This window comes from Zooshikella harenae, from assembly GCF_018837975.1.
GTDB classification, from domain to species: Bacteria; Pseudomonadota; Gammaproteobacteria; order Pseudomonadales; family Zooshikellaceae; genus Zooshikella; species Zooshikella harenae.
Genome location: NZ_JAGSOY010000027.1, coordinates 49112 through 66322 on the forward strand (window position 1 = coordinate 49112; position 17211 = coordinate 66322).

Annotated in this window: 13 protein-coding genes; 9 read left to right on the forward strand and 4 right to left on the reverse strand. The window is 39.6% G+C overall.

The genetic code is table 11. The annotated features are described in order from the left end of the window. Window positions 1-17: 17 nt before the first annotated feature. Together KCG35_RS12790 and KCG35_RS12795 are read right to left on the reverse strand one after the other, a co-directional pair. Entirely contained in the window at window positions 18-1421 is a 1404-nt protein-coding gene (locus KCG35_RS12790; RefSeq protein ID WP_215820096.1) for a 3' terminal RNA ribose 2'-O-methyltransferase Hen1, read from the reverse strand. A gap of 19 nt (window positions 1422-1440) precedes the next feature. Beyond that, a complete protein-coding gene (locus tag KCG35_RS12795) occupies window positions 1441-4023 on the reverse strand; it encodes a polynucleotide kinase-phosphatase (protein ID WP_215820097.1) in 2583 nt (860 codons plus the stop codon). 327 nt (window positions 4024-4350) lie between these two features. On the opposite strand from KCG35_RS12795, the gene mnmL reads away from it, so the two are divergent. Next, on the forward strand, window positions 4351-5253 hold the full coding sequence (gene mnmL, locus KCG35_RS12800) for a tRNA modification radical SAM protein MnmL/YtqA (RefSeq protein ID WP_215820098.1): 903 nt from the start codon (window positions 4351-4353) through the stop codon (window positions 5251-5253). Between the two features lie 42 nt (window positions 5254-5295). On the opposite strand, the gene KCG35_RS12805 is transcribed toward mnmL, so the two are convergent. Then, complete coding sequence (locus tag KCG35_RS12805; protein WP_215820099.1) at window positions 5296-5562, reverse strand: hypothetical protein; 267 nt, start codon at window positions 5560-5562, stop codon at window positions 5296-5298. Between the two features lie 286 nt (window positions 5563-5848). Then, window positions 5849-6211 carry a Mor transcription activator family protein gene (locus KCG35_RS12810; RefSeq protein ID WP_215820100.1) on the reverse strand — a complete coding sequence of 121 codons (363 nt, stop codon included), beginning with the start codon at window positions 6209-6211 and terminating at the stop codon, window positions 5849-5851. A gap of 808 nt (window positions 6212-7019) precedes the next feature. Between KCG35_RS12810 and KCG35_RS12815 the strand changes: the two genes are divergently transcribed. The 8 genes from KCG35_RS12815 (at window position 7020) to KCG35_RS12850 (ending at window position 17010) form a co-directional block, all read left to right on the forward strand. Beyond that, window positions 7020-7658 carry a LexA family protein gene (locus KCG35_RS12815; protein WP_230409174.1) on the forward strand — a complete coding sequence of 213 codons (639 nt, stop codon included), beginning with the start codon at window positions 7020-7022 and terminating at the stop codon, window positions 7656-7658. Window positions 7659-8140: 482 nt separating this feature from the next. Further along, on the forward strand, window positions 8141-9769 hold the full coding sequence (locus KCG35_RS12820) for a M12 family metallopeptidase (protein ID WP_215820101.1): 1629 nt from the start codon (window positions 8141-8143) through the stop codon (window positions 9767-9769). A 349-nt stretch (window positions 9770-10118) separates the two neighbouring features. Then, window positions 10119-11465, forward strand: coding sequence for a glutamine synthetase family protein (locus KCG35_RS12825; protein ID WP_215820102.1), 1347 nt, complete (start codon window positions 10119-10121; stop codon window positions 11463-11465). A gap of 235 nt (window positions 11466-11700) precedes the next feature. Then, on the forward strand, window positions 11701-12816 hold the full coding sequence (locus tag KCG35_RS12830; RefSeq protein ID WP_215820103.1) for a polyamine ABC transporter substrate-binding protein: 1116 nt from the start codon (window positions 11701-11703) through the stop codon (window positions 12814-12816). Window positions 12817-12920: 104 nt separating this feature from the next. Further along, window positions 12921-14060 carry a polyamine ABC transporter ATP-binding protein gene (gene potA / locus KCG35_RS12835; protein WP_215820104.1) on the forward strand — a complete coding sequence of 380 codons (1140 nt, stop codon included), beginning with the start codon at window positions 12921-12923 and terminating at the stop codon, window positions 14058-14060. Beyond that, the gene (locus KCG35_RS12840; RefSeq protein WP_215820105.1) at window positions 14057-14953 is read left to right on the forward strand and encodes an ABC transporter permease subunit; all 897 of its coding nucleotides are present in this window, start codon (window positions 14057-14059) and stop codon (window positions 14951-14953) included. The genes potA and KCG35_RS12840 overlap by 4 nt, the downstream gene beginning before the upstream one ends. After that, the gene (locus KCG35_RS12845) at window positions 14950-15822 is read left to right on the forward strand and encodes an ABC transporter permease subunit (RefSeq protein ID WP_304956752.1); all 873 of its coding nucleotides are present in this window, start codon (window positions 14950-14952) and stop codon (window positions 15820-15822) included. Before KCG35_RS12840 ends, KCG35_RS12845 begins: the two co-directional genes overlap by 4 nt. A gap of 387 nt (window positions 15823-16209) precedes the next feature. After that, on the forward strand, window positions 16210-17010 hold the full coding sequence (locus tag KCG35_RS12850) for a transporter substrate-binding domain-containing protein (RefSeq protein ID WP_215820107.1): 801 nt from the start codon (window positions 16210-16212) through the stop codon (window positions 17008-17010). The last annotated feature ends 201 nt before the right edge of the window (window positions 17011-17211 follow it).

Here is a 17211-nt window from a genome sequence, read left to right on the forward strand (position 1 = left end):
TCTTCACTAAAGGAATATTATGTACTGCTTGTAAATACTGCCATTTGCGTTGGATGGCCGAAGGTTGAGTTATTCTCTCCAATGCCTTCGAGCGTTACCTGATAATCATAGTTATCCACAATGCACTGACACCATGTAGTGAATTCTGCTCGCGTCCATTCAAAGCGGTGGTCATTGTGTCTACGTTGGGTTTCAGTTAAACCAAATACTACATTATATTCCTGATTAGGGGTGGTGATGATGACCAGTTTGGGTTGTGCAATGTTAAAGACATTTTCAATAAATGCTTCCAGTCGATCTTCATCCATATGCTCAATCATTTCTATACAGCAAATGGCATCAAATGATGTCCAACGGGTATCACTGTAGAATGCTGAGCCATGCCAAAGCTGTATACGGTGCTGTTGTCTTTCAGACCAATATTCTAAGCGTAGCCGGCTACTAGCTCGATCTAATGCTTGGGATGAAACATCAACACCAACAATGGATTTAAATTGTGTATGGCTTGCCAGTAATTTCATTAATTTACCTTCACCACAACCTAAATCAAGAATGGATTGAACCTGATGTGCAAGTAAAGTATCAATCACTTTTTGCTGTCGTTGTTGATTTAATGTCTGCGGTTTTTCAAGTTCGGCTTCAGCTTGATCGGCTTTTTCCTCTGCATCAATTTGTTCTGGTGCCAATGCGGCCAAAGCAATTTGAGCATAGTGCTTTTTATGCTTTAAATAACGTAGTGATATAAATTCTTTGGCGGGATGTTGCGCTAACCACTCACCCCCACGTAATAATAATTTTTCAATTTCATCAGCACTTACCCAGTAATGTTTGTCATTATCAAGCACGGGCATTAAAACATACAAATGCGAGAGTAAATCGACTAAACGACATTTGTTTTTTAATGTGACCTGATAATAGTGACTATGATCCCATTCTGAAAATTGATTATCTAAGGCAATGGGTTCTGCAGTGATATGATAGCCAAGTGGAGAAAACAACTTTTCTAAAACGGGTTGCCCTCCTCGACAGGGTAATACCGGGATATGAACTGTTAATGGAAGTTTGCAGTCCACTAATTCTTTACGCTCTTTGCTACGACCTCCCATTGCAGAACGAAAAGCTCTTGCCAGTGCCACGCTCATAAATGAGTTCGCGGTATAAGGCCGATCATTTAGATAGTGAGTAAGTTGTTTGGATGACATGGGTCCACGAAAAGTCCGGACTAAGCCAATGGCATCCACCTCAAGTAGCAGAGCGACCTGGCATTGATCCTCATCATATTGAGGGTAGAAGACATGCGCTGTATTGTGACTTAATGAAAAGCTGTGGGTACGATCTGGATGTTTATGTAGCAGGTAGCTCAAGTCCGTCGCATTAATATTGTTTTCAGGATCACTTTGTAAAGATAGGGTTAATAACATCGTAAAGACTCCAACAGGCTTATAAACGTGGATCAACAGGTTCTGCAGATAATGCGATCAAACCTAAAATGCATTCATGCACACGCCGCAAAGGCTCTTGACCCACAAAGCGTTGCAAGGCTGCTAGTCCTAACGAAAACTCTTTAATCGCAAGACGACGTTTTTTACCTAACCCTCGTTTTTTTAAGCGCGCTAAATTTTCGGGTGCATCGTAGTTTGGACCATAGATTAAACGTAGATACTGTTTGCCGCGTACTTTAAGCGCAGGTTGAACGAGACCCACATTGGTATGACTGACAAAGTCTATGGGTTTGATCACAATGCCTTCTGATCCCTTTTCGAGTAAGCCTTGCCACCACTGGGTGACTGCTTGGCACTCATGCTCTTCTACAGGATGGATAATGCGATAATCTGTCGCTTGAATAAGGCCTTTACTGGCTTTAGCCAGATCACTAATATGCGCCATATGCCATTGGTGATTTTTATCTGTATGCATTGCGCCTTCACTGGCCATAATATGAAAAGGGGCCAGTTTTAGCTGACTCACTTCACTCACCGACCAACAATACTGTTGATAAGCTTGTCTAAAGCTACTGATATGCTGTTGGTGTGTTGCAATGCGTTGGTTTAAGCCATTTAAATCAACACCTCTTAATGCTGCTTGCTCAAGAAGCTGATTGGCGACAGGTAAAACATTATTTCCTGCACAACCTACGGCAGCATATTGCTGACGGATTAATTCTGATGCTTTGAATGACCAGGGCATCAGCTCGCAATCAAGAGTCAACCAGTCTGTATTAAGTGTATCCCACAAGCCTGCGTCTGTGACGGCTTGCTGTACCTCAAGTAAAAATGCTTGCTCTAATACGTCGTCATTAAAAAATCGTCGTCCTGTGCGTGTATAGCAACAACCAATGGCTTCACTTTGAATACCAAATACACGACGAGAGACATCGGGTGTTTTACAAATTTGTACAATTGCACGTGACCCCATGTGCTTTTCCTGGCAAATCACCGTTTCTACTTCCATTTGTTGGAAATAATCCAGTGCTTGTTGAGGATCTTCTAATAAATCAGCGTGTTCACTGGCTTGGGCTGGTGACATAGTCGGGGGCAAATAGTTTATCCACTTAGGGTTTACGGTGAATCGACTCAGGGTTTCCAGCGCTGCGGCAGCGTACTGCTCTTCAATACAAATTTTGTTACGCAGTGGGGTAGTAATAAAACGCTTACCCTGTACATCACTTATGTTAAGTACATCATCATGACGATGTTGAAGGGAGCGTGTATCTTGCTCTTCAAATAAAGGACGAGAAGGTTCGTAATAAACTTGTGATGCTGGAACACTGACAAGCTCACGTTCAGGATAACGAAGTGCGGTTAGCTTGCCACCAAATACACATCCGGTATCAATACATATTGTATTATTGAAGAACTCAGGCTCAATAGTGGGGGTGTGTCCATAGACCACAAGTGCTTTACCCCGATAGTCGTTCGCCCACTCATAACGAACAGGTAAGCCATACTCATCTGTTTCTCCTGTGGTTTCACCATAGAGGGCAAAAGCTCGCACAGTTCCAGAGGCTCGGCCTTGGTAGTGCTCTTTCATACCGGCGTGAGCAGCCACTAAACGACCATTATCCAGTACATAGTGGCTTATTAAGCCATCTAAAAAGCTGGAAACTTGTTGTATAAATGCTTCTGGCTGATTTTCTAATTGTGCCAGTGTTTGCTCCAAGCCATGGTTAACCTTCACTTGTCGGCCTTCCAGCTTACGTTTGAGCTTGTCATCATGATTACCACTCACACAAAGCGCATGTCCTTGGTGAACCATTGACATGACTAAGCGTAAAACCTCAGGGTTTTTCGGGCCACGATCAACAAGGTCTCCAACAAAAATAGCTTTGCGTTGAGCGGGGGGAGTAATTGAATAAGGATAAGCAGGATCTGAAGTATTTTGATCTACATGATATCCCAGCTTTGTTAAGAGCGTGACTAACTCATTAAAGCAACCGTGGATATCTCCAATAATATCAAAGGGCCCCGTCTCATTTCGTTTATCCGTCCATAGCGGAACGCGTTTGAAGCTAACCCGATTGATATCTTCTTCGCTTTTTAAAATATGGACCTGTGAAAAACCTTCCCGTTTAAGTTGGCGCATTGAACGCCGCAACTGACGGGCTTGATTACGAATGACATGAGGACCAAAATCACGGTCTGGACGCGTTTTGTTACGTTCTAGACAAGTGGATTCAGCAATATCCAAAACAATAGCCTGGGCTAAACAATGCTGTTTGCGAGCGACTCGAAGTAAAGAGCGTCGTGCTGATTCTTGAACATTGGTAGCGTCCACTACCGTCAGCAGCCCACGCCGTAATCTACGTTCTGCAATGAGATGAAGTACATCAAAGGCATCTGCAGAGGCATCCTGTGCATTCTCATCATCAGCGACGAGGCCTCGACAAGCATCTGAGGATAATATTTCTGTTGATAAAAAGTGTTTTCGAGCAAAGGTACTTTTTCCTGCACCTGAAGTACCTACCAGTAGTATTAAAGCGACTTCAGGTATGTGTATTTCTTTTTCTGTCATTATTGTGGTCATTAGTGAATTTTCATTGATTAAACATCTTGATCACTTCTTCACTCGTTATGTAATCGCTGGGTGCTATTACTCACTGTGTGTAAAAGTATTGTCGCTTGTTAAAAATATAAGCGCGATAAAGCTAATTCTATGCCATATTCATAACTCATTGATATTCAATGAGTTATTAGTTGTTAGGTCTCTTTGAAACAAGCTTGTTTCTATCTAAATAAATAAAATATTAACTATTTAGATAGTCTATTCAAAATGCTTTAGGTCAAACTAAATTTTACTGTTCTCTGTATCATAGCGTGTTTTTATTTAGCTATAACGCCTTTGGAAAACTACATGCAGTTAGATCAGTACGTTTATACATTTGGGCAGTATCTACGCCAGCGTTTTAATGAGAAGGTCCATAAACTGTCAATTCATGCTGGATTTACCTGTCCAAACCGTGATGGCACCCTTGGCATTGGTGGCTGCACATTTTGTAATAATGCTTCATTTAATAGTGAAGTAAAGACAAATAAAAACATAAGTGAGCAGTTAAGCTCAGCAAAAGAAAATGTGCGAGCTAAAAAATATTTAGCCTATTTTCAAGCTTATACAAATACCTATGCTGAAGTGTCGGCTTTGCAGCAAATGTATGAAGAGGCATTACAGAGCAACAATATTGTTGGCCTATGTGTTGGAACTCGGCCTGACTGTCTTCCTGAAAGTGTTTTGTCATTACTTTCAAGTTATCAACAACAAGGTTATGAAGTTTGGTTAGAGCTTGGATTACAAACTGCAAATGACGTTACTTTGCAGCGTATTAACCGAGGACATAATTTTGCAGCATATAGTGATGCCGTCAAACGAATACAACAGTATAAGCTTAATATTTGTACACATTTGATTGTAGGTTTACCAGGTGAATCTGCTCAAACAAGTTTTGATACTTTGTCCAGGGTGATTGATTTAGGCTGTGAAGGTTTAAAGTTGCATCCTTTAATGGTGGTTAAAGGAAGTCAAATGGCTAAACAGTGGAAAAATGGATTGCTATCAACACTCACTGCTGATGAATATGCAGAAATTGCTGCTGAAATGATCCGACAGACGCCAAAAGATATAGTATTTCATCGAGTATCAGCGACAGCAAAACGGCCAACATTATTAGCACCAGAGTGGTGTAATAATCGCTGGCCAGTGATTAATCAAATTGTTAAACATCTCAATGAAAAAGGAGGTCAAGGTAGTGGATTAACTTAATATTATTTCATTATTGAAATACTCTTAGGTTGGTGAATTAAGCTATGGACGAATGAGGCGATCAGTTTTATCATCTAATGACCGGATATCATTTTTCATATCATCTGTGATTTCATTCACCCTGTTTTTTTCAAGCGCAATAAGCTCAGTAATATGCTGAATATTTTGATTGTTTTGGTCAATCCGCTTGTCAATGGTTCCTCCCCAAACAAATAGTGAAATAATAACAGTCACGGTACTGATGATGTGAGTCATATTGACTGTTTTATCAAGCTGCCAGTGCCCATGCGGTATAGTATGTGGCTGCATCTTTTTCTCCAATTAGTCTTATGAAATATATTCCCTATAAAAAATAAATAGAGAATATTGTATACACCCATAGCGAAGGGCATATAACCATTCACAATGGACATAGTCATTAGGAGAGTAGTGAATATTGAAAGACTCTTGTAGGTGAAAAACTTCAATTTTTTAGATAAAAAGGGATGAAGTATGAAGGACGTTGTTACCCCAGTCACTGATTAATATCAGCTCCTGGGGTTTTGTTGCTTGACGGCCGCCCCTAAAAACCCTTCGGTTTGGTTATAGGAAGTGGCTAATGCTTTTTATGACTTGCGAACAGAATATTGTAGACATGGCGTCGTGTAATGCCAAATGTTAATGCTAATTTATCAATTGGATAACCATCATCATGATATTTTTTAATCAATGCGTTACGTGAGCGTACAAAAATGGATTTACGAGGAAGTTCAACCGTTTCTCCTGAAAAATGTTCACTGAGAAGCTTGGCGCTTTCATGGCCTATTGCCAGTGAAATAGGGTGATCAGGAGTTGCATCGTGAGGTATATAAACGCGAGCACCTCCTAAGCGTTGTGCTAACGTCAGGGTGGCATCTAGCCCTATGATATTGGCTGCGCTTTTTAGAAAGCCTGGTAGTTCAGTATTATGTGTGTTCATTTGTTATTCCTAGTAAGATAGTCTTCTGTAATGTGTAAACTCGCTGAGAACTTTTATAAGCTGTTCTTTGTGCTGCTACCTCCTTCAGGAAGTGCAAGTGCGAGAATTGATTCCTCTATGGGAAAGAAGTACGCCATCTTGTGAACTCTTCGAAATATAATATTCAATAGGTCATTTTGTTTTTTGTGAAGAGCACTGAATGGTTCTAAAAATTCTTATAGGGAAAAAACATACCTATTATTGTAAGCAAAAGTGTACTCATTCACATCTGTGTGTGTTACAGCACTTTATGTATACAAACTAGGTATTACTATTAGGTCAAATTTTTTTAAAGTTCAATTCATTTGTATTACTTATATGTACTCATTTTTAAGTTGTTTAGTACGTTAATTTAGAACATGATTATTCCTCCTGTGCTTTAAACAATTATTAAAAGGAAGTGTTGGTAGTTGTTACCATCTAAAGGTTAAACGTTTGTTTTCTTCTAGCTGTTTATACCCGTTGCTCTGGGTATAACTGGTTTTAGATATGCTCCATGTCATGTAAGTATGTTTCTCACTTCCTTGAGTACCATTATAAGTCTTCAATTTTACAACTAAAAGTTGTTATAATCAACTGGAAGTTGTTCATCATGATTGTCACAAAATGGACATGTGGTGTACTATGCGCGCATTCTAATAAGGACTTGATTCTGCTTTAGAGGCGTGAGCATGAAGTGATTGTAATAGTGAGCTTAGCGAGCAATAGCATCGATACAGAAAGAGATTCGTGAAGAATATGCGTTGAACATTTTTTAGGCAATATGATTATGATTGGCGATAGAGTGAAACTGGCTCGGGAGCATTTTTCCCTGACACAAGACGAGTTAGCAAGTGCGATCAATATTTCTCAAGCTGCAATTTATAAGATTGAGGATGGCTTAACTCAAAACCCGCGCTGTCTAGGTAAGCTTGCTGAAGCCCTAAAGGTTTCTCCTGAATGGCTACAATTTGGTATCAATCCACCAGCCTGGCTTAAACAGTCTCAACATACTATTGAGGCTAATAGTGACATTGAGGTGGGTTACCCGCTACTAAGTTGGGTTCAGGCGGGGGCATGGCAGCCTATTGATGAGGTTGAACTCTATGAAGCAAAGCGTCTGTGCTGTCCAGTTAAATGCAGTGTGGATACCTTTGTGTTAAGAGTGCAAGGGGTCAGTATGGAGCCTATGTTTCATGAAGATGACTTAATCTTTATTGATCCGAATGTTGAATGTCGGAGTGGCTCGTTTATCATTGCTCGGTTGGATGACCATAATGAAGCTACGTTTAAGCAGTTGGTTATTGAGGGTGGGCAACGTTATTTGAAACCATTGAACCCTGATTGGCCAGAGAAAATCATCCCACTTAAGGGAAGTTCATGTTCAGTTGTAGGAACGGTCATCTTTGCTGGTAGAGCATTTATTTAAAACTATAAGTTGTATTTCGTGCAGAATCAACAGCTCTTTTACATCTAACAGTTTGTAGATAGTGGCTCACGTTCATTTTTTGTACGATAGGAATATGCCTATAACTTATTTTTATTAATGAGTTTATACGACATCAGTATTTTATTAAAGGAGATATTGCAAGTTAGTCGAACAGATAATAAAAAAAATAATCTTAAATAGAATAACTATAAATAGTTATTTAGTCTAAAAACTATGCCAGTAAGATATAACAATTTGCTTTAGTTGCCTTACTATCAATTGCGATATAAAAATTTTACTTAATTAAATCCTATCTATACTGATACCTGTCGAAGAAGTAATTCAACTTTATGTGTATATTTCAAAGCAGGTTGCTATAAATCAACTAATTATGCAATTTTAAATGTTTTTCTATAGAGATGATTACTGCAATGTAGTGAGTGAGATATTAATAAGGATTAAATTAAACAGGGAGACAGTTTATGTTGCCTATAACATTGAAACGCTATATGCGTTTTATTCTTCCAGCTATCTGTATTCTCTTTTCATCTTCGTTATTTGCATTTGAGCGAAATGAGTTAGTACTGCAAAATGCACCTACCGCGACATCATTTATTAAGGGAACAGATAATACAGTCACTTACCATATTGTTGATGGTTTAGCGATTTATGGTGGTGATATTATCCTGGGTGAGCATGAGGAAATTCAAAAAAATGGTATTGTGCCATGGACCGTAAAACCTTGGTCTAATGCTGAAGATACGCAATCTGGTGCACCTTCAACGAATACCAGACTTCGTTGGCCAAATGGTGTTGTATACTATTCCTTTAATAGCAGTTATCCATCTCAATACCGTCAAAGGGTAAGAGATGCGTTAAAGTATGTTGAAGGTATGACAAATGTTAAGTTTGTCGAAAATAGCCAGCAACGAAATAGAGTCGTTGTCGAAAATGGTTCTGGTTGCTGGTCTTATGTTGGTATGCTTGGAGGAACTCAAAGATTATCGTTAAGTACCAATGGTTGTGTTATTCGAGCAATTGTGGGTCATGAATTCATGCATGCTCTAGGGATTTATCACGAACAATCTCGCAAAGATAGAGATCAATATGTCAGTATCCATTGGAATAATATTCAAAGTGGTATGGAGGGTAACTTTCAAAAACAGTCAGATACTGATACCTCTGCGACTCCCTATGATTATTACTCTGTTATGCATTACCATGCTTGGGCATTTGCAAAAAATAGAAACCAGCCAACAATTTCACCTAAGGACCCTAATATACCTTTAGATGATTTAGGTAATTATGACGGCTTAACGAAGAGTGATGCTAAAACAATTAATTGGATGTACCCAAGTGATACCAACGAAAAACCAAAAATTGAAATGAAAGTCAGTAGTGCAGAAATTAAGAAAAATCAGGTTTATGATTTAGTCGTTGATTTTTATGACGATGGTGGTGTGGATAACTTAAAAATTGGCGCACAGTCAGATAATCTTGCTTTACTCCCTGACAGTAATATCTTAATTGATAAAGGTGATACTCCGAGCCAGCGCTTAATTGTGATGGCACCTGCTAAAGATATGACGGGGGTAGCTAACGTTACTATAAGAGCATCAGATGAACAGGGAGAAGAGGCTACAGCTATTTTTAAATTGACCGTAAAAGACGATGATCCTGGGCCAGATAAAAAATATATAATGATTGTCTCTGCTTTGGGAGCGTGTGTAACACTAGAAAAATCTGATGATGAGGATAAATTTCCTGTGAAACCCGTTTACTGTCAAGCTGATAAAAATCAGTTATGGGCTATTGAAAAAAATGGATTTATTCGCTCTAAAGTTGATAAAGACGTTTGTTTACAGGTATCAGAAATAAATCGAGGTCAAGTTGTTTTTGCGGCGAAATGTGTGGAAGATGATAATAACCGTTGGGCTGTCGAAAATGAGTTTATTCGTAACCTGGCAAATAGAAGTTTAGTACTGGATTATTATATTAGCTCTTTAGAGTTTGGATTATGGGATTTTCATGGTGGCAATAATCAGAAATGGTTTTTAGTTAAGAAAGAGCAACTTTATCGTCTACCTATGTTACTCCCAAATGTGTTCTGATAGGAGTCTGCTTTTTGTCACTGTAATAATGTGTCGTTAAGTTGCAATTAAATGATCATGAAAAATTTAAAACCAGCCTCTCATGGCTGGTTTTTTGTTAGCTGTTTTTTCTATCGTAACGTTTGTTTAATCTGAAATAGGATCAAAGTGGATTTAAACTTGTCTAACAAAAGTCGTTTATGAGACTGGTAAGTCGATAGAAATGTATGCCTGTATTTTCTCTTATTTGTTTGTAGATTTAGAGGCGGGGTTGTTCGCGTTTAGTCTTTGAATTGTTTGTTCACGGCACTTTGAAGAAGATTAAGCTAAGTTATAAGTGATATGTATTCTAATTAAATAGGTTTGAAGTATGGAATCAGTCATTCAATGGTTAAAGAAAAATAAAATTACGGAAGTTGAGTGTCTTATATCAGATTTTACTGGTATTGCGCGTGGCAAAATTATGCCTGCCGATAAGTTCTGTAAAGAACAAGGAATTCGTCTACCTGAAAGTGTGTTGATTCAAACCGTAACAGGAGACTATCTTGATGAGGAGCCCTATTACGATGTCATCGATCCTGCTGAAGTAGATGTACGTCTCCGTCCTGATGAGTCTGCTGTTTATCTCGTGCCATGGGCCCTGGAACCAACAGCCCAGATTATCCATGATGTTTATGATAAAAAGGGAAACCCCATAGAGTTATCACCACGTAATTTATTAAAAAAAGTACTCAAGCTTTACTATAACAAAGGGTGGCAGCCAATTGTTGCGCCAGAATTAGAGTTTTATCTTACGCAAATTAATGTAAATCCTGATCATCCGTTACAACCACCGGTAGGCCGCTCTGGTCGTCAGGAAACGGGTAGGCAGTCTTACAGTATTGATGCTGTAAATGAGTTTGATCCTCTTTTTGAAGATATCTATGACTACTGCGAAGCACAACAGTTAGATGTGGATACGCTTATTCATGAAGAGGGGACGGCACAGATGGAAATCAATTTCCGTCATGGCAATCCGCTTGAGCTGGCTGATCAGGTTTTTCTATTTAAACGAACGGTGCGTGAAGTGGCTTTAAAGCACAATATGACGGCTACCTTCATGGCTAAGCCAATATCGGATGAACCTGGCAGTGCCATGCATGTGCATCAAAGTATTCATGAACAAAAAACATTACGTAATATTTTTACTGGTGCGAATGGAGAAAATACAGATTATCTTTATGGGTATATTGCAGGCTTACAAAAGTATATGCCTTCTGCTATGCCTTTATTTGCACCTAATGTGAATTCTTATCGACGTTTTTTACCTGGCGAGTCGGCTCCAGTTAATGTTGAGTGGGGCGTTGATAATCGCACTGTGGCACTACGTGTTCCTGATTCTGATGGGGAAAGTAAACGAGTTGAAAACCGCTTACCAGGGGCTGATGCAAACCCTTACTTAGCTATTGCGGGGTCTTTACTGTGCGGCTATATGGGGATGAGTGAAGGCTTGCATCCAACAACTCCTTTTGAGGGTAGTGCTTATGACTCAGAAAGTATGCGTTTACCTTTAAGTCTTGAGCATGCGCTTATTATGCTTGATGATTGCCAGCCACTATGTGAAATGTTAGGTAAAAAGTTTGTCAGGGCTTATATAGCAGTTAAAGAAGCAGAGAGTGAAAACTTTAAACGGATTATTAGCTCTTGGGAACGTAAGTACTTACTGATGACAGTTTAAGTATTTGTTTAATGTATGTTAACGAACCATGATGAAATGTTATGCTGTGGCAATACTCTTTACACACGACACTGGGGGTGAGTTGCGTCAGTAACTTAGCATTAGCAATTAAAAGCAATGAGTCTTTTCGTACTCTACACTGAGGTTACAAAGCAAAGCGAGCCATCCCCTAATATGGTGTGTTACGAGTAAACACTTTGAGGTTTGTGTTCATTCAACCAGATAAGGACGGCTGATGGTCAAGAAGTTAGTGTCATGGGGAGTGATTTGTACCGTTACAGTGTTACAAAGCCTAAGCCTATTTGCTGAAGAGCAGCAAAAGGCACGGTTATACGTATATAACTGGAATGATTATATTGCAGAAAGCACGATTCCCGTCTTCGAAGAGCGAACGGGTGTAAAAGTTGTCTATGATGTGTATGACAGTAATGAGGTTCTGGAAGCCAAAGTATTAGCGGGTGGTTCAGGCTTTGATATTGTTGTGCCTTCAGATAACCCTTTTTTTGCGAATCAAATCAAAGCATCAGCTTACCAAGCTTTGGATAAGTCAAAGCTCCCTAATTGGAAAAAGCTAGATCCTTCCTTACTGGAAAAAGTGGCAGAAAGTGCTGATCCAGGCAATAAATATGGAATTCCTTATCTGTGGGGCACAACGGGGATTGGTTATAACCCTCAAAAAGTTCAGCAAGTATTAGGAGATGATGCGCCTGTAGATAGCTGGGATCTGGTTTTTAACCCCAAATATATGAAAAAGCTGGCACATTGTGGTGTAAGTTTTTTAGATGCACCTTTAGAAATCCTTCCCGCTGCATTAAAATACCTCGGCCTTGACCCCAATAGCACAAATAAGGCTGATTATGTCAAGGCAACTGAACTCCTTCTGGCTGTTCGTCCCTATATAACCTACTTTCACTCATCCAAATATATTGCTGATCTAGCAAATGGTGACACCTGTGTGGCTATAGGTTTTTCTGGTGATATTTTGCAAGCACGGGATCGAGCAGAGGAAGCTAATAATGGGATAACTATTCAGTATGTTATTCCTAAAGAGGGGGCACAGTTGTGGTTTGATATGCTCGCAATCCCAGCAGATGCCAAGCATGTAGATGAAGCTTATGCTTTTTTGAATTACTTGCTTGAGCCTGAAGCCATTGCTCAAATCACTAACTATGTGTCTTATGCCAACCCCAATTTGGTGGCGAATGAATACGTAGATGAAGAAATTAAGAATGACCCAGGGATATACCCTCCTCCCGCGATCAGAAAAAACTTATATAAAACGGTCGTATTACCCAAGAAAATCAACCGTATTATTACTCGGTCTTGGACGAGAGTGAAATCGGGACGCTGATGTGTCACCTAAAAATAAGTTTAGGGTAGACACGTTTAGGGGGAGAGCTAATACAGCTCTCCTTTCTTAATTTTGGATGTAGTAATCCAGCAATGGAGAGTTCAATGTCTATTGCATCTGGTAACACATATACCAATGGTAATCATGCCCAGCGCAACGAAGTCCTGGTAAAACTTGATCGCTTAACAAAAAAGTTTGGTGATACGGTTGCAGTTGATGATGTTAGCTTGACAATAAAAAAGGGTGAAATTTTTGCCTTGTTGGGTGGTTCAGGCTCAGGTAAGTCAACATTATTAAGAATGTTGGCAGGATTTGAAATGCCCTCGGAGGGGCGCATTTTTTTGGATGGTCAAGATATTACATCTTTGCCTCCTTATGAGCGTCCTATCAATATGATGTTCCAGTCATATGCTTTATTTCCTCATATGACTGTGGAACAAAATATAGCGTTTGGTCTGAAGCAGGACAAATTGCCTAAGGCAGATATAAAAGCACGTGTTCAGGAATTATTGCGTTTGGTACATATGGAAAAGTACGCAAAACGGAAACCACATCAACTGTCAGGTGGTCAGAAGCAACGGGTTGCTTTAGCTAGAAGTCTGGCAAAAAGACCAAAGTTATTGTTACTGGATGAGCCCATGGGGGCTTTGGATAAAAAGTTGCGCACGCAAATGCAGCTGGAAGTAGTAACTATTTTGGAAGAAGTGGGTGTGACCTGCGTTATGGTGACTCATGACCAGGAAGAAGCCATGACCATGGCTGAAAGAATTGGCATCATGAATGACGGTTGGATTGTACAGGTAGGGACACCTGTCGATATTTATGAAACTCCCAACTGTCGGATGACGGCTGAGTTTATTGGCTCTGTGAATATCTTTAATGGGGTAATTACCAAAGAAGAAGCTGACCATGTCATTATTAACTCCGCAGAGTTGAGTAATGCAATCCATATTGACCACGGTATTATGGCGCCGCTAGATGAGCGAACAGTCTATGTGGCGGTTCGGCCTGAAAAAACGCTGATAACCAAAGAGCATCCTGAGCAGGAGTTTAACTGGTCGAAAGGTATCGTCCACGATATTGCTTATTTGGGTGGGCACTCCGTTTACTATGTAAAGCTACCCTCCGGCATGATTGTACAGTCAATGATGGCTAATTCTGAGCGGAGTATGGGACGTCCAACATGGGATGAGTCTGTATATATAAGCTGGGAATCCAGTAGTGGGGTAGTGTTGACGTCATGAAGTGTCTTCTGCGTATGCTACCAAAAGGAAGAACGCTAGTTATCAGCGTTCCATTTCTATGGTTGCTGTTATTCTTCTTTGTGCCATTTATTATTGTTCTCAAAATCAGCTTTTCTGAAGCGGAAGTGGCCATACCACCTTACTCGGAAATTTTTCAGTTTGCTGATGATACATTGAGAATCTTGTTGAACTTAGGCAATTATGTTTTTTTGTCTGAGGATGAGCTTTACTGGTCTGCTTATTTAAGTTCGGTCAAAATAGCGTTTATTTCATCACTGATCTGCTTGTGTATAGGCTACCCTATGGCCTATGCCATGGCTCGAGCAAATCAGCGTACCCAAACAATTCTGTTGCTATTGATCCTGTTACCCTCATGGACATCATTTTTGATTCGAGTGTATGCCTGGATCGGCATTTTAAAAAATAATGGACTCATCAATAACCTGCTTATGTGGCTTGGTTTGATTGATAGTCCACTCCCAATGTTAAATACAAATTTTGCAGTATATGTAGGCATTGTGTACACCTACTTGCCTTTTATGGTTTTGCCTTTGTATGCAAACCTTATCAAGCTTGATCATAGTTTCCTGGAAGCAGCCTCAGATCTTGGATGCAAGCCATGGAAAGTCTTCTTTGAGGTGACATTACCGCTTTCCAGAAATGGCATTATAGCGGGTTCAATGTTGGTCTTTATTCCTGTTGTTGGTGAGTTTGTGATTCCTGAATTATTGGGGGGGCCGGAGTCATTAATGATTGGTAAGGTGCTTTGGCAAGAATTTTTCAATAATCGTGACTGGCCCATTGCCGCTGCACTGGCCATTGTTATGTTGGCGATTTTGAGTATTCCTATTGCTTACTTTAACCATCACCAAGCAAAAGAGATGGAAGGATGAGTATGGCTAGCCGCAAACTGACGTTTTCTAATGTGGTGTTATGCTTGGGGTTGTTATTTCTTTACTTACCCATGTTTATTCTTGTCCTTTATTCTTTTAATGCTTCCAAACTAGTTACCGTTTGGGCGGGTTTCTCTGGCAAGTGGTATATAGAACTCTTTGCGGATGACCAGCTTATGTCGGCTGTTTGGATGAGTTTGAGGATTGCTTTTTTTAGCTCGTGTATGGCCGTTATTCTAGGCACGATGGCTGCGTTTGTGATGACGCGTTTCCATCGTTTTCGAGGTAAACCTCTGTTCAGTGGAATGATTACTGCGCCTCTCGTTATGCCTGATGTGATCACCGGTTTATCACTACTATTGCTCTTTGTTGCTATGTCACAGCTCATTGGCTGGCCTGCTGAGCGAGGTATGCTAACCATATGGATTGCTCATGTGACTTTTTCATCTGCTTATGTGGCGGTTGTCGTATCGTCACGCCTAAGAGAAGTTGATACTTCTATTGAAGAGGCTGCAATGGATTTGGGCGCAACGCCATTTAAAACCTTTTTCCTCATTACTATCCCAGTCATTGCGCCGGCAATTGCTGCTGGGTGGTTGCTGGCATTTACGCTCTCTTTAGATGATTTGGTCATAGCAAGCTTTGTCTCTGGACCTGGTTCTACAACATTACCTATGGTGGTTTTCTCATCGGTTAGGCTAGGTGTTAGCCCTAAAATAAATGCACTAGCCACGCTTTTTGTTCTGGTTGTGTCTTTTGCTGCTTTTATTGCATGGTGGTTAGCAAGACGAGCTGAAGCAAGGAGGCGTAGCCCGCTTCGTACTGAAGAGGAAGTAAATTGGACAAGCCATTTATCAAATCAGCCCTAAGCTGAATTAAATAGGATAATGGGCTATAAAAACTGCCATTATTTATTTTACGAAAATAAGCAGTGAAAAATATTAACTCGCGAAGAATATAAGCCACACTAAAATATTTTAGTGTGGCTTATTAATAATTAGCATTTTTTATAGAAAAATAAGTTAACGCGAAGATTTATTTGTAGGTGACATTAAGTAAAAAACGTTAATGATTTTAGTTAAAAGTATCAGTCTGTTACAAATAGCAATGAGTTTTAAATAAATAGCGCCGTACTAAGTTTTCTTACATTAAAAAATAATTTGTTTAGTGATGCAGAGCATAACCTTATTAATCAAGGATGAATTATTAATGAGGCAACTGGTCTATCTGTAAAAGTTGGACTTAGAGGAAAAATCATGAAAAAGTGGCTTCTGATGCTTTTAGGCGCAGCGCCACTAATGGCATTTGCTGCTCAAAAACCCAATGAGCTGGTAAATATCGTTAAAGAGCAACCGTTAAGATCAGTTTCAGTTGCCGCGCCTGAAAGAGATAAATTTAGTCGTAAAGATGGTTCGGGTTTTTATTGGGAATTACTAAAGACCATATACGAACCACTTGGTATTGAGTTAAAACATCTTAGTATGCCTTCCGCTAGAGCACTTAAAATAGCTGACCAAAAATACCAGCTACTTGATGGACTGATTGCTCAGCCAAAACTGACAGGCTATGACTTATTATTACCCAAGTATGCTACTCATACAGAAAAGATTAGTGTTGTGTATAAGAAGCGGGTCATTTGGAAGTGGACAGGTAAGGCTTTACTTAAAAATAGAATTGTAACCTGGCCTGTCGGTATGAACTTTGTCGAAAAAGATAAAAGAAACTTTAGGTTACGAGAGTTTAAAACGAACAACGAAGCTGTCGAGTTGGTTGATAGTGGTAAGGTTCACTTCTTGATTGATAAGTCTTATAAAATCCGAGAACTGTTTGAGTCGGGGGTGTTGGATAAGGAAAGATTTGAGGTTGCAGACTTTGAAAGTGAGCAGGATGCCTTTATTGCATTTGTTAACCGAGATCATTCTCGTTATCTGATAAAGATATTCAATACGAGGATTGAAGAATTGTTCAAGGTGGGCAAACTACAAGCGCTTTACGATAAGTGGGATATCCCCATGCCAAAAAGCTTAAAGACGCAGCTTACTGTCAATGATACATAGTGCTACTTATTATTGCCTACTCTTATTGGTATGGAAAGTAACAACGAAGAGTTTATCTCTTTTTGGTTGATTTTTATACAGTAACTGATGGGGGTACTACTATATGACATTACACCTGTATTCTTATGTAAGATTTATTGAGAATTCAATTGACATAGTCTGCAAATAGCTTATACTGCGCTCCACTTCTTCAGCGGTAAC